16 protein-coding genes and 1 pseudogene are annotated in these 19,248 nt (G+C 67.3%); 6 read left to right on the forward strand and 11 right to left on the reverse strand.

What is annotated here, in order from left to right; all coding sequences use genetic code 11:
- The first annotated feature begins 81 nt into the window (after positions 1-81).
- A pseudogene (locus ACQCSY_RS01450) lies at positions 82-1,007 on the forward strand (IS982 family transposase).
- Positions 1,008-1,093: 86 nt separating this feature from the next.
- Here ACQCSY_RS01450 and ACQCSY_RS01455 read toward each other — a convergent pair.
- From ACQCSY_RS01455 to glnA, 4 genes are all read right to left on the reverse strand, one after another.
- Entirely contained in the window at positions 1,094-1,510 is a 417-nt protein-coding gene (locus ACQCSY_RS01455; RefSeq protein ID WP_427132565.1) for a VOC family protein, read from the reverse strand.
- Positions 1,511-1,577: 67 nt separating this feature from the next.
- Positions 1,578-2,003, reverse strand: a complete 426-nt coding sequence (locus ACQCSY_RS01460) for a hypothetical protein (RefSeq protein WP_427132566.1) — start codon at positions 2,001-2,003, stop codon at positions 1,578-1,580.
- Between the two features lie 141 nt (positions 2,004-2,144).
- Complete coding sequence (locus ACQCSY_RS01465) at positions 2,145-5,156, reverse strand: bifunctional [glutamine synthetase] adenylyltransferase/[glutamine synthetase]-adenylyl-L-tyrosine phosphorylase (RefSeq protein WP_427132568.1); 3,012 nt, start codon at positions 5,154-5,156, stop codon at positions 2,145-2,147.
- 9 nt (positions 5,157-5,165) lie between these two features.
- The gene (glnA, locus tag ACQCSY_RS01470) at positions 5,166-6,506 is read right to left on the reverse strand and encodes a type I glutamate--ammonia ligase (RefSeq protein ID WP_427132570.1); all 1,341 of its coding nucleotides are present in this window, start codon (positions 6,504-6,506) and stop codon (positions 5,166-5,168) included.
- Positions 6,507-6,768: 262 nt separating this feature from the next.
- Between glnA and panB the strand changes: the two genes are divergently transcribed.
- Complete coding sequence (gene panB, locus ACQCSY_RS01475; RefSeq protein WP_427132571.1) at positions 6,769-7,686, forward strand: 3-methyl-2-oxobutanoate hydroxymethyltransferase; 918 nt, start codon at positions 6,769-6,771, stop codon at positions 7,684-7,686.
- Between the two features lie 57 nt (positions 7,687-7,743).
- Here panB and ACQCSY_RS01480 read toward each other — a convergent pair whose 3' ends face one another.
- On the reverse strand, positions 7,744-7,911 hold the full coding sequence (locus tag ACQCSY_RS01480; RefSeq protein ID WP_427132573.1) for an SPOR domain-containing protein: 168 nt from the start codon (positions 7,909-7,911) through the stop codon (positions 7,744-7,746).
- Between the two features lie 126 nt (positions 7,912-8,037).
- Here ACQCSY_RS01480 and map point away from each other — a divergent pair, with 126 nt between their 5' ends.
- From map to ACQCSY_RS01495, 3 genes are all read left to right on the forward strand, one after another.
- Positions 8,038-8,916 (forward strand): type I methionyl aminopeptidase, encoded by an 879-nt coding sequence (map, locus tag ACQCSY_RS01485; protein ID WP_427132575.1) that lies wholly within the window; start codon positions 8,038-8,040, stop codon positions 8,914-8,916.
- A 65-nt stretch (positions 8,917-8,981) separates the two neighbouring features.
- The gene (gene ppgK / locus ACQCSY_RS01490; protein ID WP_427132577.1) at positions 8,982-9,785 is read left to right on the forward strand and encodes a polyphosphate--glucose phosphotransferase; all 804 of its coding nucleotides are present in this window, start codon (positions 8,982-8,984) and stop codon (positions 9,783-9,785) included.
- Positions 9,786-9,789: 4 nt separating this feature from the next.
- Complete coding sequence (locus ACQCSY_RS01495) at positions 9,790-10,548, forward strand: SDR family oxidoreductase (protein WP_427132579.1); 759 nt, start codon at positions 9,790-9,792, stop codon at positions 10,546-10,548.
- 25 nt (positions 10,549-10,573) lie between these two features.
- Here the strand turns inward: ACQCSY_RS01495 and nrdR are convergent, their stop codons facing one another.
- From nrdR to ACQCSY_RS01510, 3 genes are all read right to left on the reverse strand, one after another.
- Positions 10,574-11,065, reverse strand: a complete 492-nt coding sequence (nrdR, locus tag ACQCSY_RS01500) for a transcriptional regulator NrdR (protein ID WP_427135601.1) — start codon at positions 11,063-11,065, stop codon at positions 10,574-10,576.
- Between the two features lie 155 nt (positions 11,066-11,220).
- Complete coding sequence (hisD, locus tag ACQCSY_RS01505; RefSeq protein ID WP_427132581.1) at positions 11,221-12,639, reverse strand: histidinol dehydrogenase; 1,419 nt, start codon at positions 12,637-12,639, stop codon at positions 11,221-11,223.
- A gap of 40 nt (positions 12,640-12,679) precedes the next feature.
- Positions 12,680-13,249 (reverse strand): hypothetical protein, encoded by a 570-nt coding sequence (locus ACQCSY_RS01510; RefSeq protein ID WP_427132582.1) that lies wholly within the window; start codon positions 13,247-13,249, stop codon positions 12,680-12,682.
- Positions 13,250-13,448: 199 nt separating this feature from the next.
- Between ACQCSY_RS01510 and ACQCSY_RS01515 the strand changes: the two genes are divergently transcribed.
- Complete coding sequence (locus tag ACQCSY_RS01515; protein ID WP_427135603.1) at positions 13,449-13,907, forward strand: flavin reductase family protein; 459 nt, start codon at positions 13,449-13,451, stop codon at positions 13,905-13,907.
- Between the two features lie 47 nt (positions 13,908-13,954).
- On the opposite strand, the gene dnaE is transcribed toward ACQCSY_RS01515, so the two are convergent.
- The 3 genes from dnaE to lspA are packed head-to-tail and all read right to left on the reverse strand — an operon-like array spanning position 13,955 to position 19,095.
- Entirely contained in the window at positions 13,955-17,485 is a 3,531-nt protein-coding gene (dnaE, locus tag ACQCSY_RS01520; protein WP_427132584.1) for a DNA polymerase III subunit alpha, read from the reverse strand.
- Between the two features lie 19 nt (positions 17,486-17,504).
- On the reverse strand, positions 17,505-18,446 hold the full coding sequence (locus ACQCSY_RS01525) for an RluA family pseudouridine synthase (RefSeq protein ID WP_427132585.1): 942 nt from the start codon (positions 18,444-18,446) through the stop codon (positions 17,505-17,507).
- On the reverse strand, positions 18,439-19,095 hold the full coding sequence (gene lspA / locus ACQCSY_RS01530) for a signal peptidase II (protein WP_427132587.1): 657 nt from the start codon (positions 19,093-19,095) through the stop codon (positions 18,439-18,441). The genes ACQCSY_RS01525 and lspA overlap by 8 nt, the downstream gene beginning before the upstream one ends.
- Positions 19,096-19,248: the final 153 nt, after the last annotated feature.

A 19,248-nucleotide genomic window follows, 5' to 3' on the forward strand; every position in this document is an offset into this window, starting at 1 on the left:
GCTCTGCCCGGCGTGGCTTGATGTATTTGTAGGCAAGGGTGTCCAGAATCGGCGTTATCAACGTCGAACTTGGAGGCTCACGTGGACACCGATCTGGACACCCTTGCCACTGCATTCTATGTGAAGGTCGATGACCTGTTGAAGGCGCATCCGGAACGGATCCCGCCGCGTCCCCGGATCGGTATTGCGCCCAGGATCAGCGATGCCGAACTCATGACGCTGGCCGTGATGCAGGCGCTGCTGGGCTTTACCAGCAGGCACGGTGGCTGCGCCACGCACGGAGGTCGCTGCGCCCGATGTTTCCGTATCTGCCGGGCCAGGCCGGCTACAACAAGCGGCTGCGCCGGCTCGGACCCACGATGGACTGGCTGATCGGCGTGCTCGTCCACGGCACCGCCGTCTCCTCCGATGATGTGTGGGTGGTCGATTCAACCCCCGGTGGAATGCGCCCGGTCGCGGGAAACGGTCCGCCGCTCGGACCTGGCCGGCTGGGCCGAGTACGGCTACTGCGCTTCACACAGCCGCTGCTTCTGGGGGCTGCGCCTGCATCTGGTCTGCACACCCTGCACGGGCTGCCCGTCGGGTACGCGCTGACCGGGGCCAAAGCCGACGAACGCCAGACCTTCCTGGACATCCTCGCCGGCACCCCGGCCATGGCCGGGGTCCGGACCGACGGGCACCCACAGATCCTCATCGGAGACAAAAACTACTACGGCGCCGGGTTCGAGGAAACCGTGGCACAGGCCGGACTGGAGCTGCTTCGCCCGGCCCGGAAGGGCGAGAAGTCCCGGGCACGGTCACGGTTTTTCAAACCGTTGCGGCAGGTCATCGAATCGGTCAACGACACATTCAAAGGCCAGCTCAACCTCGAGCAGCACGGCGGACGGACCCCGGCAGGAGTCATCGCCCGCGTCATCCAACGCGTCCTCGCCCTGACGGCCGCGATCTGGCACAACGACCAGACAGGCCAAACCATCCGGCGCTCACTCACCGCCTACGACCACTGACCCCTTGGAATTACTCGTCTAGAGGGCACGCTGCCGGCGGCCCCCACCAGAGGTGACGGCCGTCGTCGTGATGAAGGGCCTCGGGACTACAGCGCGGCGTCCGCCGGAGGCCCCGCCGGATCCATCCACATGACCTCCCAGAGGTGCCCGTCCGGGTCCTGGAAGCTGTGGCTGTACATGAAGCCGTAGTCCTGGACTTCCTGGGACGGCGTTCCGCCGGCCGCCAGGGCCTTCCGGACAGTCGCATCGACGGCCTCACGGCTGTCCACCGAAAAGGCCGTAATGGCCTCGGCGGTGCCGGTGGCGTCGGCGATGCTCTTGGACGTGAAGGTCTTGAAGAAGCCCTCCACCAGCAGCATCACGAAGGCGTCGTCGTTGATGATCATGCAGGTGGCATTCTCATCGGTGAAGTCCGGGTTGAAGGAGAAACCCAGCGCGGTGAAGAACGCAACGGTCTTGTCGAGGTCCTTGACGGGGAGATTCAGGTACATTTGCTTGGCCATGCGCCCAAACTAGCACCACGGCGGCTCCCGCCGCCAGACCGGGGCGGAGCCGCCGGCCCCTGGATCGTTACTCGTCCGCGGCCTTGTCCGTGGGGCCAGCCTTGTCCGTGGGGCCAGCCTTGCGCGTGGGGCCAGCCTTGCGCGTGGGATCAATAGTTCCGTCAGTCCCGTAGTCACCTTCTGTGTACTGGCCGATTTCCGACTCGGCGGTCCGCCCCGCGGCTGCACCTGCAGCGGCATAGTCGCCCTTGACAAAGCGGCCCGCTTCCTTGGCTTTGGCGCCGAGAGGTTCCGGCAGTCCTGCCTCAGTGCCGGCCTCACCGTAGTCACCTTCGATGTACTGCCCCTCCACATCGTCCGTATGGCGGCCGCCTTCGGTGCCGGCGGTACCGTAATTGCCTTCAACATACCTGCCACGGAGTTCCGGGTCCTCGGGGTTTTCCCCGGCGCCGGCCCGTTCCGTGGGCTCTTGGAATCCCTTGCTGTCCGTCATGATCGTGCCTTTCCCTGACGAATCACTGCGCCCGCCCAGGCGCAATTCAAGTCTAGCGAGGGTCAACTCCCTGCAACAGGCCAGCCGGACCTGCGCGGAACGCTGCCGCACCGCCCGTCGGCAAGGGCACCGCGGCCGGCCTTACTGGCCGTAGAAGACCCGCTCGAACACGGCGCGGGCCCGCCTGCTGAGCCGCAGGTACTCCTCCTCCAGCGCCGCAGCGTTGCCCTGCCCGTAGCCGCACCAGCGGGCCACGGCCTCAAGGTCGCGCCGGGAGGACGGCAGCAGGTCCGAGGCCCGGCCCGTCCAGATCACATTGGCCGAGCGGATCCGGCTGGCCAGCCGCCACGCCCGGAGCAGGATGACCGCGTCCCCGGCTTCAATGAGGTCCAGGGCAGCAGCCGCCTCGATGGCCTCCACGGTGGACGTGGTCCGCAGCTCCGGATGCCTGCCGGCATGCTGGAGCTGGAGCAGCTGCGCCAGCCATTCGACGTCGCTGAGTCCTCCCCGCCCCAGCTTCAGGTGACGGGCGGGATCGGCTCCGCGCGGCAGCCGCTCCGCCTCGACCCTTGCCTTGACCCGCCGGACTTCCCGCACATCCTGTTCCGAGAAGGAGGCGGGATAGCGGATCGGATCGATCAGCGCCACGAAATCGGCGGCCAGGTCGTCGTCGCCCGCCATAGGCCCGGCCCGCAGCAAGGCCTGGGCCTCCCAAACGAGGGACCACCGGCGGTAGTACTCGGCGTACGACTCCAAGGACCGCACCATCGGGCCGCTCTTGCCCTCGGGGCGCAGGTCGGCATCCACCATCAGCACGCGTTCGGCCCGGATGGCCGGCTTGAGCGGCTGGGTCAGGAGGCTCGAGAGCCGGCCGACAATCTGGGCGGCCTGGTTCTGCGCTTCCTCCTCCTCCACTCCGGGCAGCCTGCGGTGCACGTACATGACGTCGGCGTCCGAGCCGTAGCCGATCTCCCGGCCGCCCTGGCGGCCCATGGCCACCACGAGCACATGCGTCTTGAGGGGCCCCTCGGCGGCAACCACGGTCTCCGCAACCCGCAGCGCGCCCAGGATCGCGGCGCGGTCGGTGTCGGCCAGGGCGGCGCTCACCTGGTCCTGGTCGAGCAGTCCCGCGCTGTCCGCCACGGCAATCCTGAGGATTTCCCGGCGTCGGATCAGCCGGATCAGGCGCATCGCGCTCTCGGGATCCGGGTGCCGGGACATCTTCGACGTGATTTCCAGCCATTGCGCTTCGTAGCTCAGCGGCGCCAGTTCCTTGTCCGAGCCGAGCCACGCCACGGACTCGGGCGAGACTTCGAGCAGGTCCGCAATCAGCCGGGAGTTGGACAGCACATGGCACAGACGTTCGGCGGCCGCCGTCGAATCCCGGAGCATGCCCAGGTACCAGTGCGTGGTGCCGAGCGCCTCGCTGACTCGGCGGAAGGCCAGCAGCCCGGCGTCGGGATCCACGCCCTCCGCCAGCCAGCCCAGCAGGATCGGCAGGAGCTGCCGCTGGAGCGCGGCGCGCCGGCTGACCCCTGCGGTGAGGGCCTCGATGTGCCGCATGGCGCCCCGCGGATCCTGGTAGCCCAGTGCGGCGAGACGCCCCTGGGCGGCCTCCGGGGTCAGGCGGGCCTCTTCGCTGCTCAGGGTGGCGACGGAGTTGAGCAACGGACGGTAGAAGATGCGTTCGTGCAGTTCCCGGACCGAGCGCTTGGTCTTGCGCCAGGCAGCGACCAGCGCGTCGGGCTTGGGCCGTTCGCTGGAGAACGGTCCCAGCACCGCCTTCGCCAGGGCGCGCAGCGACGACTCCTTCACCGGCATCAGGTGGGTGCGGCGCAGCTGGAAGAGCTGGATCCGATGTTCCAGCAGCCGCAGATAGCGGTAGTCTCGGTCGAACTCCGCGGCGTCCGAGCGGCCGATGTAGCCGCCGGCGGACAGTGCCGCAATGGCCGAGGTGGTGTCCCGGCAGCGCAGCGATTCATCGGATTTTCCGTGCACCAACTGCAGGAGCTGGACGGTAAATTCGACGTCGCGCAGGCCGCCGCGGCCCAGCTTGATCTGGCGCTGTTCCTCCTCAGCGGGAATGTGCTCGGTCACCCGGCGGCGCATGGCGCGGACGGATTCGACGAATCCTTCACGGCCGGCCGAGGACCAGATCAGCGGCTTGACGGCCGCCTCGTAGCGGGCGCCGAGGCCCGTATCGCCGGCGATGGTCCGCGCCTTCAGGAGGGCCTGGAATTCCCAGCTCTCGGCCCAGCGGGCGTAGTAGCTCTCGTGCGATGCCAGGGTCCGGACCAGCGGCCCGGACTTGCCCTCGGGCCGCAGGTTGGCGTCCACCTCCCACAACCCGGGTTCGCGGCTCGTGGACATGATCGCCCGCGAGATGCCGGCGGCCAGGGCCGTGCCGATGGTGTTCGCGCGGGAGTCCACCAGCTTCCCGGACTCGATCACGTAGATGACGTCGACGTCGGAAATGTAGTTGAGTTCGCGGGCGCCGCACTTGCCCATGCCGATCACGGCGAGCCCGACGTCGGCCACGTCCGCGGCGTCGTACTTTTCCGCCGCCTCGGCCCGCGACACGGCGAGGGCCGCCTCGATGGCGGCGCCCGCCAGGTCGGCCAGCTCCGCCCCCGCGGCGGGCATGAAATCCAGCGGATCGGCGGCGCAGAGGTCCTTGATGGCGAGCTCCACGAGGCCGCGCCGGTAGGCCGTGCGGAGCGCCGCGTAGGCTTCCTGCCCGGTCAGGGCAGCGACCGGGCGGGCGGACTTGGGGTCGGCCCGCACGGACTGCAGCAGCCTGGCCTGCAACGCCCCGGGGTCGGCGGCCAGCGGCTCCGGGCTGGCTGTCACGTCAAAGGCGTCCAGGTGTTCGGGGTGGCGGATCAGGAATTCGCCCAGCGCCTCGGAGGCACCCAGGACCCGGTACAGCGGTTCGCTGGTCTCCAGCGCCGCCACCGCCAGCTTCCGCAGATCCGGATGCTTCTCGATGAGCCTTACCAGGGACTGCAGGGCGGTATCCGGGTTGGCCGCCAGCTGCAGCCCGGCGAACAGGGCATCCTGGTCGAGCCCGTCAAGCTCCGGCGCGGCGAGGAACCGCTCGCCTTTGTCCAGGTCGCTGAAACCGGCGGCAATGAGGCGTCGTGCCAGGCTCACCGGGGCCGCCTACAGGATGCCGAGGTTGCGCTGCAGCTCGTAGGGCGTCACCTGGAGACGGTAGTCCTGCCATTCGGCGCGCTTGTTGCGCAGGAAGTGCTCGAACACCTGCTCGCCAAGGATCTGCGGCATGAGCTCGGAGTCCTCCATGGTCCGGATGGCGTCGTGGAGGCTCGCCGGGAGCGGATCGTGGCCCATGGCGCGGCGCTCGGCCGAGCTCAGCGACCAGATGTCGTCCTCGGCCGCGGCGGGCAGCTGGTAGCCCTCCTCGATGCCCTTGAGGCCGGCGCCCAGCAGCACGGCGTAGGCGAGGTAGGGGTTGGCCGCGGAATCAATGCCGCGGTATTCGATCCGGGCGGACTGGCCCTTCCCGGGCTTGTACAGCGGGACGCGGACCAGGGCGGAGCGGTTGTTGTGGCCCCAGCTGAGGTAGCTCGGCGCCTCTCCCCCGCCCCAGAGCCGCTTGTACGAGTTCACGAACTGGTTGGTCACCGCCGTGAATTCGGGGGCGTGCTTGAGGATGCCGGCGATGAACTGCCGGGCGGTCTGGGAGAGCTGGAACTCGGCGCCGGCCTCGAAGAAGGCGTTTGTGTCGCCTTCAAAAAGCGAGAAGTGCGTGTGCATGCCGGATCCCGGGTGGGCCGTGAACGGCTTCGGCATGAACGTGGCGTAGGTGCCCTGCTGCAGTGCGACTTCCTTGATCACCGTCCGGAACGTCATGATGTTGTCCGCGGTCTGCAGGGCGTCCGCGTAGCGCAGATCGATCTCGTTCTGGCCCGGGCCGGCCTCATGGTGGCTGAACTCCACCGAGATACCCACCGATTCGAGCATGGTCACGGCCGTCCGCCGGAAGTCCTGCGCCACGCCGCCCGGCACGTGGTCGAAGTAGCCGCCCTCGTCCACCGGCACGGGCGAACCGTCCGGGCCCGGCTGCTGGGACTTGAGCAGGTAGAACTCGATCTCGGGGTGGGTGTAGCAGGTGAAGCCCATGTCCGCGGCCTTGGCCAGGTTGCGTTTGAGCACGTTGCGGGGATCCGCGGCGGAGGGCTCGCCGTCGGGCGTCAGGATGTCGCAGAACATCCGCGAGGTCGCCTCCGTCTCACCGCGCCACGGCAGTATCTGGAACGTGGCCGGGTCCGGCTGGGCCAGCATGTCGGATTCGAACACGCGGGCGAGTCCCTCGATGGAGGAGCCGTCAAAGCCCAGGCCCTCTTCGAAGGCGCCCTCGACCTCGGCCGGGGCAAGTGCCACGGACTTGAGCGATCCCACGACGTCGGTGAACCACAGGCGCACGAACCGCACGTCACGCTCTTCGATCGTCCGCAGGACAAACTCTTGCTGGCGGTCCATACTGGCCTCTTTCCGGTTCGACGTCCGTGCCCCAGGCCCGTCATGCTTGGCGCCCGCAGCTGCTCACGGTTCACTTTACTAAGCATCGCCACCGATTGCTGGAGCAGGCCCTGCGCGTAACACAGCGTTAACACAAAGGCCCGCAAAATCGCGTCCCCCAGCGGGGTTATGGAGCCGCAGGCACCGCGCGTGTGACGTGATTCACCGGCTCCGGCCCGGCACCCGGTAGCTGTTACGCGCGGTATCGCACTACGCTCGTGCCATGGCCACAAGCAACAGCCCCGATTCAAGCACGCCCGCAGAAGTTGCGGCCCCCTACGGAAACGGCCCGGCAGTGGCTGCCGCTGGCGCAGTTGTGCCTGCGGCAGACGCTTCCCGGAAGCCGGTGGCCAGGATCCGCACCCATCACCTGCGCGAGGCCAAGCTCAACGGCGAGCACTTTGCCATGCTGACCGCCTACGACCAGTACACCGCGGAGATTTTCGACCAGGCGGGCATCGAGGTGCTCCTGGTGGGCGACTCGGCCTCCAACAATGTGTTCGGCAACGAAACCAGCCTCCCCGTGACCGTGGACGAGCTCATTCCGCTGTGCCGCGCCGTCACGCGCTCGGCGAGGCGTGCCCTGGTGGTGGCGGACCTGCCGTTCGGCAGCTACGAGGTCTCCGCGCAGCAGGCGGTGGCCACCGGTGTGCGGTTCCTCAAGGAGGGCCTCGCACACGCCGTCAAGATTGAGGGCGGTAAGTTCTATGCCGAGACTGTCCGAGCGATGGTCCAGGCCGGCATCCCGGTCATGGCGCACATCGGCTTCACGCCGCAGAGCGAACACGCCCTGGGCGGCTACCGTGTCCAGGGCCGCGGCGATGACGCCCGGCGGCTGATCGACGACGCCGTGGCGTTGGCCGACGCCGGCGCGTTCTGCGTGCTGATGGAAATGGTTCCGGCCGCGACGGCGGCGGCGGTGGACGCCGCCGTCGACGTCCCCACGATCGGCATCGGGGCCGGCAACGCGACCACCGGACAGGTGCTGGTCTGGCAGGACATGGCGGGGCTGCGCGGCGGCAGGATGGCCAAGTTCGTCAAGCAGTACGCGGACCTGCGGACCTCGCTCAGCGACGCCGCGAAGGCCTACGGCGAGGACGTGCGCTCGGGAGTGTTCCCGGGCCCGGAGCATTCCTTCTAGCCTTCTAACCGCGGCGCCGCTGCCCGGGGCACACCGCGGCGGGCCGCGGTGTGCCGGCTACTCGTCGTCGTCGGACTTTTCCCAGGCCTCGTTGCGCGCCTTGACCTTTTCGAGGGCGTGTTCGGCTTCCTCGCGCGTCTTATAGGGGCCGATCAGCTGGCTCCAGTCGGACATGGCGTCTTCTTCGACCTCGTGGGTGTTGACGTTGTACCAGTACTCCGGCATCGGTGCTCCTCCAGTGTCATAGTGCCCCGGTAAGGGCGGGTTGGCGCCGAATGTGGCCCGAAGTGTCCGCCACCTGTTTCCGCTGTATGTTTCTTGGCGTTCGACGTCGCCTTATATGATCAATGTATGCCTTCTCTAGCCTCGACTGCACCCATCGGCACCCTGGTCCCGGGAACAGTGAGCCCGCAGCTGCCCGTCCCGGCGTCGATCCCGCGTCCCGAATATGTCGGCAAACCGGGACCGGCCAAGTTCACCGGCTCCGAGGTCAAGTCGGCGGAGACCATCGAGAAGATCCGGATCGCGTCACGGATCGCTGCCAAGGCCATTGTGGAGGTCGGAAAGTACATCGAACCCGGTGTCACCACAGCCCAGCTGGACCGGGTGGGCCACGAATTCCTCCTCGACCACAAGGCCTACCCCTCCACTCTCGGGTATCGCGGCTTCCCCAAGTCGCTGTGCTCCTCGCTGAATGAAGTGATCTGCCACGGGATTCCGGACAGCACCGTGGTCCAGGACGGCGACATCCTCAACATCGACATCACGGCGTTCATCGGCGGCGTGCACGGCGACACCAACTACACCTTCCTGGTGGGCGACGTCGACGAGGATTCCCGGCTGCTGGTGGAGCGCACCCGGGAATCACTGAACCGTGCCATCCGGGCGGTGGCCCCGGGACGCGAGATCAACGTGATCGGCCGGAGTATCGAGTCCTACGCCAAGCGCTTCGGCTACGGCGTGGTCCGCGACTTCACTGGACATGGCGTCGGCGAAGCCTTCCACACCGGGCTGATCATCCCGCACTACGACGCCGCCCCGGCCTACAACACCGTCATGGAGGCGGGCATGGTCTTCACGATCGAACCGATGCTGACGCTCGGCACGGTCGAGTGGGACATGTGGGCCGATGACTGGACCGTGGTGACCCGTGACCGCAAGCGCACCGCACAGTTCGAGCACACCCTGCTCGTCACGGAATCCGGCGCCGAAGTCCTCACGCTACCCTGACGCGGGCACCCCGCAGTATTTGCACTGACATTCCTAGCCCGCCCCCTGCCACGAACGGAACGACATTGGCCAAGAAGGACGAGAAGTCGAAGAAGAACGCCCCGCTGATCGGCATTGACATCGGCGGCACGGGTATCAAGGGCGGGATCGTCGACCTGAAGAAGGGCAAGCTGATCGGTGAGCGCCTCCGCGTGCCCACCCCGCAGCCGGCCACCCCCGAGTCCGTCACCGAAGTGGTGGCACAGGTTGTGGCAGAGCTCTCCGGCCGCCCCGACGCGCCGGTCGACGGCTCCCCCGTGGGCGTCACCTTCCCGGGGATCATCCAGCACGGCGTGGTCCACTCCGCGGCGAACGTGGACAAGTCCTGGCTTGAGACCGACATTGATGCCATGCTCACCGCGCGGCTGGGCCGCCCGGTGGAGGTCATCAACGACGCCGATGCAGCCGGCCTGGCCGAGGCCCGGTTCGGCGCCGGCGAGGGCGTCTCCGGAACCGTGCTGGTGATCACCCTCGGTACCGGAATCGGTTCCGCCTTCATCTTTGACGGCAAGCTGGTCCCCAACGCCGAGCTGGGCCACCTGGAGATCGACGGCTTCGACGCCGAGACCAAGGCCTCGGCCGTGGCCCGTGAGCGCGACGGCCTCAGCTGGGAGCAGTACAGCGTGCTGCTGCAGCGCTACTTCTCCCACGTGGAGTTCCTGTTCTCCCCCGAACTGTTCATCGTCGGCGGCGGCATCTCCAAACGGTCCGACGAGTACCTGCCGAACATGAAGCTGCGCACGCCGATTGTTCCGGCCGAACTCAAGAACGACGCCGGCATCGTCGGTGCTGCAATCGAAATCGCCCTGAAGCACAAGCTGGTCAACTAGCACCATGGCTGAACCCCGACCGGAGGTTGTCATCGTCACAGGCGGCAGCCGCGGCATCGGTGCCGCCATCGCGCGCCGCGCCGCGCGGGCCGGGTACGTCGTCGTCATCAATTATTCGGCTGACGCCGGCGGCGGCGCCGCTGTGGCTGCCGGTATCAATGCCGAATACGGCACCGCGGTGGCCGTCCAGGCCGATATCAGCGACCCCTTTGCGGTCGCCGACCTCTTCGACGCCGCCGAGGGGCTCGGGACGCTGGCCGCCGTCGTGAATAACGCCGGCATCACCGGCGACCTGATCGGGCCCCTCACCGAGGTGCCGGCCGCCACTGTCCGGCGCGTGCTCGATGTCAACGTGGCCGGGCTCATCTACGTCTGCCAGGAAGCTGTGCGCCGGCTCGGGACAGACCGGGGCGGCCGCGGGGGTTCCATCATCAACATCTCCTCAACCGCCACCAAGGCCGGCTCGCCCGGCACCTGGGTGCACTATGCGGCGTCCAAGGGCGCCGTCGACGTGCTGACAGTGGGTCTGGCGGCGGAGGTGGCGGCGCAGGGCATCCGCGTGAACTGCGTGGCGCCCGGTAGCACCAATACCGGGCTCCATGCCGCGGCGGGCATGCCGGACCGGGTGGAGCGGCTCAATTCCTCGATTCCGATGGGCCGCGGGGCCGAGCCGGACGAGGTGGCCGCCGCGGTCCTCTGGCTGCTCTCTGGGGAGGCCGGGTACATCACCGGCGCGGTGCTCCCGGTCTCGGGCGGCAGATAGCCCGCTGCCCCATGGGGAACGGAGCCTAGAGCGGGCTCTTCTGGGAGTTCTTGCCGTCCGCGCCCTTGGTCTCTGCCTCGTGGCGGAGCAGTGAGATGGCGGACTCGAAGTCCTCGAGGGATTCAAAGGCCTGGTACACACTGGCGAAGCGCAGGTAGGCGACCTCGTCGAGCTTCTGCAGCGGGTTCAGGATGGCCAGTCCGACTTCGTGGGCGTCGATCTCGGCGGCCCCGGAGGCACGGATCGACTCCTCGACTTCCTGGGCCAGCAGGGCGAGGTCATCCTCCGTGACGGGACGGCCCTGGCAGGCCTTGCGCACGCCGTTGATGACCTTGCTGCGGCTGAACGGCTCGCCGACGCCGGAGCGTTTGATGACGGTCAGGCTGGTGGTTTCCACCGTAGTGAAACGGCGGCCGCATTCGGGGCACTGCCGGCGGCGCCGGATGGCGGAACCGTCGTCGGCGATGCGGCTGTCCACCACACGCGAATCGGGGTTTCGGCAGAAGGGGCAATACATGTCGTTTCCTCCCCTGTCGCAGACTGCGGTGTAAACGCCGGTGCAGTCAGTACCGGCGTTGTTTACCGGCGTTCTTTCTTCCGTCACCAGTTTACGACTAGATATAGCTGAATAACAAGACTGTAATTACTACATGTAGTGGTTCACGGCAGTGGCTACCGGACTGCGGAGAACCGCGCCGTGACGGCTTCACCGTGCGCCGGCAGGTCTTCCGCGCCGGAGAGGCTCACGATGTGCCCGCTGACCTGTTCCAGCGCGGAACGGCTGTAGTTGATCACCTGGATGGCCCGCAGGAACGTGGTCACATTCAGCCCCGAGGAGAAGGCGGCCGTGCCGCTGGTTGGCAGCACGTGGTTGGATCCGGCGCAGTAGTCCCCCAGGCTCACGGGGCTGTAGTCCCCCACGAAGATGGCCCCGGCGTTGCGGATCCGGGCGGCCACCCGCGCGGCGTCCGCCGTCATGATTTCCAGGTGTTCCGCGGCGTAGGCATCGCAGGCGGCGATGCCCTGGGCCAGGTCCTCCACGAGGACGACGCCGGACTGCGGGCCAGACAGTGCCTCGCGGACCCGCTCGGAGTGCTTGGTGGCGGCCGCCTGGCGGTTCAGCTCCACGCGCACGGCTGCCGCGAGGACCTCGGAATCGGTGAAGAGGACGGACGCGGCCTTGGGGTCGTGCTCGGCCTGGCTGATGAGGTCCGCCGCGACGAGGGCCGGCTGGGCCGTCGCGTCGGCCAGGATCGCGATTTCCGTGGTGCCGGCCTCCGAGTCGATCCCCACAACGCCCTTGACGAGGCGCTTGGCGGTGGCGACAAAGATGTTGCCCGGTCCGGTGACAACATCCACGGGATCCAGCCCGGCAAGATTCCCCGCCTCGGGCCCGGTGGCGGGGATTCCGTAGGCGAAGGCCGCGATGGCCTGCGCCCCGCCGATCGCATGGACCTCTTCGATGCCGAGCAGGCAGGCGGCCGCGAGGATCGTGGGGTGCGGTAGGCCGCCGAAGTTCTTCTGCGGCGGCGACGCCAGGGCAATCGACTCGACGCCGGCAGCCAGGGCCGGGACGACGTTCATGATCACCGAGGACGGATAGACGGCCAGCCCGCCGGGGACATACAGCCCCACCCGCGCCACCGGCACCCAGTTCTGGCTGACGACGGCGCCTTCGCCGAGTTCGACGTCGACGTTCGCCGGGCGCTGGCTGTCGGCGAAGCGGCGGGCCCGCCGGATGGACTCCTCGAGCGCTGCCCGCACCGCAGGATCGAGGCCTTCCAGGGCCGCACGCAGCGCCTCGGCCGGGACGCGCGGGTGGGTCTGCTCCACGCCGTCGAAGGTCAGTGCCAACTCCCGGAGCGCGGCGAAGCCCCGTGCGCGGACGGCGGAAATGATGTCCAGGACCTTTTCCTCGGCGTCGGCCATGGTGCCGGACTGCGCCCGCGGGACGGCCGCGCGGAGCCCGGCGAGGGACAGATGCTGGCCGCGCACGTCCACGGTGCGGAAGTTGATGGCGGCGGGAACCGGGGGCGCCGGAACAGGGGGAACCGGAACAGGGGACACGGAGCTGTCAGGAGTAAGGGTCACCCGTTCATTTTACGTGCCCGGCCGCAGCGTCCTAACGCTGTTACGCAGGGGGCTGTCCGGCTTCGGCGTCCGGGGCGCGGCCTGGCATCGGGAAGAGGCTCTGCAGGAAGATGGACAGCGCGATGGCGGCGGGCCAGATGGCCAGGATGGCATAGGACCGCAGCGAGAAGGCGATGCTGGCGTTGGCTGAGGTGTCCACGGCAGCGCCCCACCAGTGGCCGCTGAGCACACCCGTGCCCCATGCGATGACGGCTCCGAGGGCGCCGGAGAGCACCAAGAGGATGATGGACCCGGGCGCCGGCTGATCATGCTTGGATCCGGACACCACTGCCCCGGCAATGCAGCCGGCGAGCAGGAACAGCCCGGCCAGCACCAGGTCCCGGGGCAGCCAGGTTGCGGTGTTCCTGCCGGCGGCCAGCTCGGGGTTGCCCGTCAGCAGGTTCAGACCCGACGGCGCCAGGAGCCACCAGAGCAGCCCCACCGGCATGCCGGCGGCCGCGATGGCCGCGGCCTCCCGCCACGGCGTTGCGCGGCGGCCGGGCTTCGGCTCAGGTTGCGTGGGGTCCTCGGCGTGCGGCTGAACCGGGCCGTCTACTACGGGCTGTGTCATGCAACAAACGGTAACAAGGATTGTGCCGGCCCGGCACATGACGCAGCGCGTCAGCACATGACGAGTCAGGTAAATAAATGCCGCGCTGGATCACGGGCGCAATACGCTGGCAGGGTAGGAACAATCACACGCATGTGCAGCAGGGAGTTGGATCGCAGTGGGCACAGATGACGGAGTCTTCGAGGGAACATTCAAGGAAATGTTCCGCCGGCATGCGGCGGGTGTGGCCATCATCACCGCCAATCACAACGGCGTCCCCTTCGGTTTCACCGCGACGTCGGTAGCCTCGCTCTCCGCCAAGCCGCCGCGGTTTACGTTCAACATGGCCCGCACCTCCAGCTCGTGGCCGGCCGTGGCGAACACCACCTACATCGGCGTGCACATGCTCGGAATGGAAAACCAGGAACTTGCGGACCGCTTCGCCCGCGCCGGCAACCGCTTTGACGGCGACCACTGGGAGCTGGGACCCCACGAGGTCCCCGTCCTGAAGGGCGTCGCCGGCTGGCTGATCGGCAAGGTCCAGATGCGGCTCTCCTTCGAGAACAATGCCGTGGTGGTGGTCGAGGTGGTGGAGGGGCAGGTCGGCGACGACGTCGCTCCCCTGCTGTACCACTCGGGGGCGTACGGCCAGCCGGTTCCGCTCGACTACGAGATCTAGTATTCTGTCTGGTTTTCCCGGCTAATTGTCACGGCTAGTTGTCCAGGCTAGTTGTCCAGGCAGGTCGGGCCGAGGAGCACCTTCAGGTCGCCGAACAGGGACGGGCTGGGATTGACCCGCAGATGGACGGGCAGCCCCATGACCTCCACCCGGGTGTCGCCCTGCAGGTGCAGCCGGACCTCCGAGTTGCCGCGGTGGGTCCGCAGGACGTCGCCCAGCTCGCTCACCACGGCCTCGGTGGCCTTGTGCGTCTGCATGGTGATCACCACGGGGCCGTTCATGTTGTCGCTGAGGTCCGGGACGGACAGCTCCATGCAGTTCAAGGTGACGGCGCCGTCGTCGCGCTTCTGCATCCGGCCCTTGACCACCACGATCAGGTCCTCCGCCAGCACCGAGGCGATCGGGCCGTAGACCTGGCCGAAGAACATGACTTCCATGGAGCCGCCGAGGTCCTCCACTTCGGCGCGGGCGTAGGCGTTGCCGCTGGCCTTGGCGATCCGGCGGCTCAAGGAGGTGATCATGCCCGCGATGGTGATGATGGCGCCGTCGTTCGGTCCGTCTTCGCCGATCACCGAGGTGATCGTCTGGTCCGCGTGCTGGCTCAGCAGCCCCTCCAGGCCCTGCAGCGGGTGGTCGGAGACGTACAGGCCCAGCATGTCGCGTTCGAAGGAGAGCTTGTCCTTCTTCTCCCACTCGGGCAGGTCCGGGATCTCGGTGGTCAGCGAGGCCTCGGGTTCCTGGTCCTCGAAGCCCGCGAAGAGATCGAACTGACCGATCGCCTCATTGCGCTTGAGGGTGATGACCGAGTCGATGGCTTCTTCATGGATCATCGCCAGGGCGCGGCGGGGATGGCCCAGGGAGTCGAACGCGCCGGCCTTGATGAGCGATTCGATGGTCCGCTTGTTGCAGACCACGGCCGGGACCTTGAGCAAGTAGTCCTTGAACGAGGTGAAAGCCCCTTCGGATTCGCGGGCCTTGACCATCGCCTCGACGACGTTGACGCCGACGTTGCGGATGGCGGCCATGCCGAAGCGGATGTCCGTACCGACCGGGGTGAAGTTGACGCTGGACTCGTTGACGTCCGGCGGAAGCACCGTGATGCCCATCTTGCGACACTCGTTGAGGTACAGCGCCAGCTTGTCCTTGTCGTCGCCGACGCTGGTCAGCAGGGCGGCCATATACTCGGCCGGGTGGTGTGCCTTCAGGTACGCGGTCCAGTAGGACACCAGCCCGTACGCCGCCGAGTGCGCCTTGTTGAAGGCGTAGTCGGAGAAGGGCAGCAGGATGTCCCAGAGCATCTTGATGGCGGCGGCGGAATAGCCGTTGTCCATCATGCCCTTTTCAAAGCCCGCGTACTGCTTGTCCAGCTCGGACTTCTTCTTCTTACCCATCGCGCGGCGCAGGATATCGGCCTGTCCGAGCGTGAACCCGGCGACCTTCTGCGCGATGGCCATAACCTGCTCCTGATACACGATCAGACCGTACGTTCCGCCGAGGATCTCGGACAGCGGTTCCTCAAGCTCCTTGTGGATCGGAACGATCTCCTGCAGCCCGGTCTTGCGGAGCGCGTAGTTCGTGTGCGAGTTCGCCCCCATGGGACCGGGACGGTACAGGGCGATGACGGCGGAGATGTCTTCGAAGTTGTCGGGGCGCATCTGCTTGAGCAGGGAGCGCATCGGTCCGCCGTCGAGCTGGAAGACACCCAGGGTGTCGCCCCTGGCGAGGAGTTCATAGGCCCCCTGGTCGTCCAGGCCAAGGTCCTCCAGGACCAGGTCGATGCCCTTGTTGAGCTTGATGTTCTCCACGGCGTCCGTGATGATCGTCAGGTTCCGCAGGCCCAGGAAGTCCATCTTGATCAGGCCGAGGCCTTCACACGTGGGGTAGTCGAACTGGGTGATGACCTGGCCGTCCTGCTCACGGCGCATGATCGGGATAATGTCGATCAGCGGATCCGAGGACATGATGACGCCGGCCGCGTGGACGCCCCACTGGCGTTTCAGGCCTTCCAGACCGAGGGCCGTCTCAAAGACCTTTTGGGAATCGGCGTCGGATTTGAGCAGTTCGCGCAGTTCTTCGGCCTCGGAGTAGCGCTGGGCCTCCGGGTTGTGGACGTCCGCCAGGGCGATGCCCTTGCCCATGACGTCCGGCGGCATGGCCTTGGTGAGGCGTTCACCGGTGGAGAAGGGGTAGCCCAGCACGCGGGAGGAGTCCTTGAGCGCCTGCTTGGCCTTGATGGTGCCATACGTGACGATCATGGCCACGCGCTCGTCGCCGTACTTCTCGGTGACGTACCGGATGACTTCCGCACGGCGCCGATCATCGAAGTCGACGTCGAAGTCGGGCATGGAAACGCGTTCCGGGTTCAAGAAGCGTTCGAAGATCAGTCCGTGGACGAGGGGGTCCAGGTCGGTGATGCGCATGACGTACGCGACCATTGAACCGGCACCGGAACCACGTCCCGGACCCACCCGGATGCCGTTGTTCTTCGCCCAGTTGATGAAGTCGGCCACCACGAGGAAGTAGCCCGGGAAGCCCATCTGCGTGATGACGCCGACCTCAAAGTCGGCCTGCTTGCGGACGTGGTCCGGAATGCCCTTCGGGTAGCGGTAGTGCAGGCCCTTTTCGACTTCCTTCACAAACCACGACTGCTCGTCTTCGCCCTCGGGCACCGGGAAGCGCGGCATGTAGCTGGCGCTCTCGTTGAATTCGACGTCGCAGCGCTCGGCGATCAGCAGGGTGTTGTCGCAGGCGTCGGGGTGGTCGCCGAAGATCGCCCGCATCTCCGCAGGCGACTTCAGGTAGAACTCGTCGGCGTCGAATTTGAAGCGCTTGGGGTCGGCCAGGCTGGAGCCGGACTGCACGCACAGCAGGGCGGCGTGGCTGGAGGCGTCCTCGGCGTGGGTGTAGTGGAGGTCGTTGGTGGCCACCATCGGCAGGCCGAGTTCCTTGGCCAGCTTGATGAGGTCGCCCTGGATGGTCCGCTCGATGTCGAGCCCGTGGTCCATCAGCTCGCAGAAGAAGTTCTCCGCACCGAAGATGTCGCGGAAGTCCGACGCCGCCTGCTTGGCTTCCTGGTACAGGCCCAGCCGGAGTTTGGTCTGGACTTCGCCGGAGGGGCAGCCGGTGGTGGCGATCAGGCCCTTGCCGTAGGTCTGCAGCAGGTCCCGGTCCATGCGCGGCTTGTAGAGGTAGCCCTCGAGCGACGCCAGCGAGGACATCCGGAACAGGTTGTGCATGCCCTGGGTGGTCTCGGCCCACATGGTCATGTGGGTGTAGGAACCGGCACCCGAGACATCGTTGCGGCCGCCGTCGCCCCAGCGCACACGCGTCTTGTCCTGCCGGGCCGTGCCCGGGGTGAGGTAGGCCTCCACCCCGACGATCGGCTTGACGCCGGCGTTGCGGGCCTTGTTCCAGAAGTCGAAGGCGCCGAAGACGAAGCCGTGGTCCGTCGTGGCCAGCGAGGACATGCCCAGTTCCTTGGTGTGGCTGAACAGGTCCCCCAGTCTCGCCGCACCGTCCAGCATGGAGTATTCGGTGTGGTTGTGGAGGTGGACGAACGAGTTGTTGCTGGAAGTCACCGAATCATTCTAGTGCCGCTCAGGCCTTTCCCGATTCCAGGACCTCAAGCGCGTACGCCAGGTCCTGCGGGTACTCGCTCGTGACGGTGACCCGTTCCCCCGACCGGGGGTGGTCGAAGGACAGCGCGCGGGCGTGCAGCCACTGCCGGGTGAGCCCCAGGGTGGCGGCCAGCCGCGGATCGGCGCCGTAGGTGAGGTCACCGGCGCAGGGGTGGCGCAGCGCCGAGAAGTGCACGCGGATCTGGTGGGTGCGCCCCGTCTCGAGGTGCACCTCCACGAGCGAGGCCTTGCCGAAGGCTTCGAGGACTTCGTAGTGCGTGATGGAGTCACGGCCGTCCTCGATCACGGCAAAGCGCCAGTCGTGGCCGGGGTGGCGGCCGATCGGCGCGTCGATGGTGCCGGCCAGCGGGTCCGGAAGGCCCTGGACGACGGCGTGGTACACCTTGTCCACGGTGCGTTCCTTGAACGCACGCTTGAGCACCGTATAGGCGTGTTCGGTCTTGGCGACCACCATGACGCCGGAGGTCCCGACGTCGAGCCGGTGGACGATGCCGGCGCGCTCGGGAGCGCCCGACGTCGAGATCCGGTAGCCGAGTCCGGCCAGGCCGCCCACCACCGTGGGACCCACCCAGCCGGGCGAGGGGTGCGCCGCCACTCCGACCGGTTTGTCGATGACGACGAACTCGTCATCGTCCAGCAGGATCAACAGGTCGTCCACTACTTCCTCCACGATTTCCAGGGGGTCCCGGCGTTCGGGCACGACGACATCGAGCACTGTGCCGGGGGCGAGCTTGACGGACTTCCCGACGGCCTTGCCGTTGCTGCTGACATTGCCCTCGGCGATCAGCGTGGCGGCCTGGGAGCGGGAGATGTCCATCAGTTTCGACAGTCCGGCGTCCACCCGCGTCCCGGCGAGTTCCTCGGGGACAACAACGCGCAAGGTTCCCGCGGGCTCAGACATCGTGTTCCGCCGCATGCTTCGCGTGGTGCGAGCCGTCGAGGGAAATGCCCCGAAGGGTGAGCAGGCAGATGATCACGACCGAGGACACCACCGCGGAATCGGCGATGTTGAAGATCGCGAAGTTGGGCAGCTGGATGAAGTCCACCACATGGCCCATCGCGAAGGAGGGTTCGCGGAACAGCCGGTCCGTGAGGTTGCCGAGGGCACCGCCGAGCAGCAGCCCGAGCGCCAGCGCCCACCAGGCCGAGCCGAGCTTGCGCAGCTGCAGCAGGATCGCAACGGATACGGCCGCCATGATGATGGTGAACACCCAGGTCACGTTCTCGCCGATCGAAAACGCCGCGCCGGAGTTGCGGATGTAGTACCAGTGCAGCAGCGGGGGAAGCACGGGAATCCGCTCGCCCTCGGTCATGGTGCTGGTAACCCACAGCTTGGTGAGCTGGTCGAAAACGTAGGCGAACACCGCGAAGGCGGCGAACACGGAGAGCAGCACGCGCCGCCGCGGCCGCGGCCGCGCGGACGACAGCGGTGCGTGGACCCGCGCCTCGGCCCCACCAACGGGCCGGCCGGCGTCGGCAGGCTGCGTGGCGTCGGTAGGCTTCACGGCATCGATGGGCTGCGTGGCGTCTGGTGATGGTGCGTCAGTCATAGGGCTTTCGTTCGGGAGCCAGTGCGGGACTGGGAGTTTACTGCTTGGGACACGCCGGCGCCGGGCCGGAAGGCGGCACTTTGCGGCGCAAAAAGCGAGAGGCCGGGCAAAAAGTGAAAAGCCGGCGGCCGAGGAGTCCCCAGCCACCGGCTT

Origin of the sequence: Pseudarthrobacter sp. S9 (genome assembly GCF_050156545.1) — a bacterium.
GTDB lineage: Bacteria > Actinomycetota > Actinomycetes > Actinomycetales > Micrococcaceae > Arthrobacter.

Bases quoted from the DNA above. Each gene is read 5' to 3' on its own strand.
- ACQCSY_RS01455 (WP_427132565.1), bottom strand. From the start codon at position 1,510: ATGGCCAAGCAAATGTACCTGAATCTCCCCGTCAAGGACCTCGACAAG.
- ACQCSY_RS01460 (WP_427132566.1), bottom strand. From the start codon at position 2,003: ATGACGGACAGCAAGGGATTCCAAGAGCCCACGGAACGGGCCGGCGCC.
- glnA (WP_427132570.1), bottom strand. From the start codon at position 6,506: ATGGACCGCCAGCAAGAGTTTGTCCTGCGGACGATCGAAGAGCGTGAC.
- panB (WP_427132571.1), top strand. From the start codon at position 6,769: ATGGCCACAAGCAACAGCCCCGATTCAAGCACGCCCGCAGAAGTTGCG.
- ACQCSY_RS01480 (WP_427132573.1), bottom strand. From the start codon at position 7,911: ATGCCGGAGTACTGGTACAACGTCAACACCCACGAGGTCGAAGAAGAC.
- map (WP_427132575.1), top strand. From the start codon at position 8,038: ATGCCTTCTCTAGCCTCGACTGCACCCATCGGCACCCTGGTCCCGGGA.
- ACQCSY_RS01495 (WP_427132579.1), top strand. From the start codon at position 9,790: ATGGCTGAACCCCGACCGGAGGTTGTCATCGTCACAGGCGGCAGCCGC.
- nrdR (WP_427135601.1), bottom strand. From the start codon at position 11,065: ATGTATTGCCCCTTCTGCCGAAACCCCGATTCGCGTGTGGTGGACAGC.
- ACQCSY_RS01510 (WP_427132582.1), bottom strand. From the start codon at position 13,249: ATGACACAGCCCGTAGTAGACGGCCCGGTTCAGCCGCACGCCGAGGAC.
- ACQCSY_RS01515 (WP_427135603.1), top strand. From the start codon at position 13,449: ATGTTCCGCCGGCATGCGGCGGGTGTGGCCATCATCACCGCCAATCAC.
- ACQCSY_RS01525 (WP_427132585.1), bottom strand. From the start codon at position 18,446: ATGTCTGAGCCCGCGGGAACCTTGCGCGTTGTTGTCCCCGAGGAACTC.
- lspA (WP_427132587.1), bottom strand. From the start codon at position 19,095: ATGACTGACGCACCATCACCAGACGCCACGCAGCCCATCGATGCCGTG.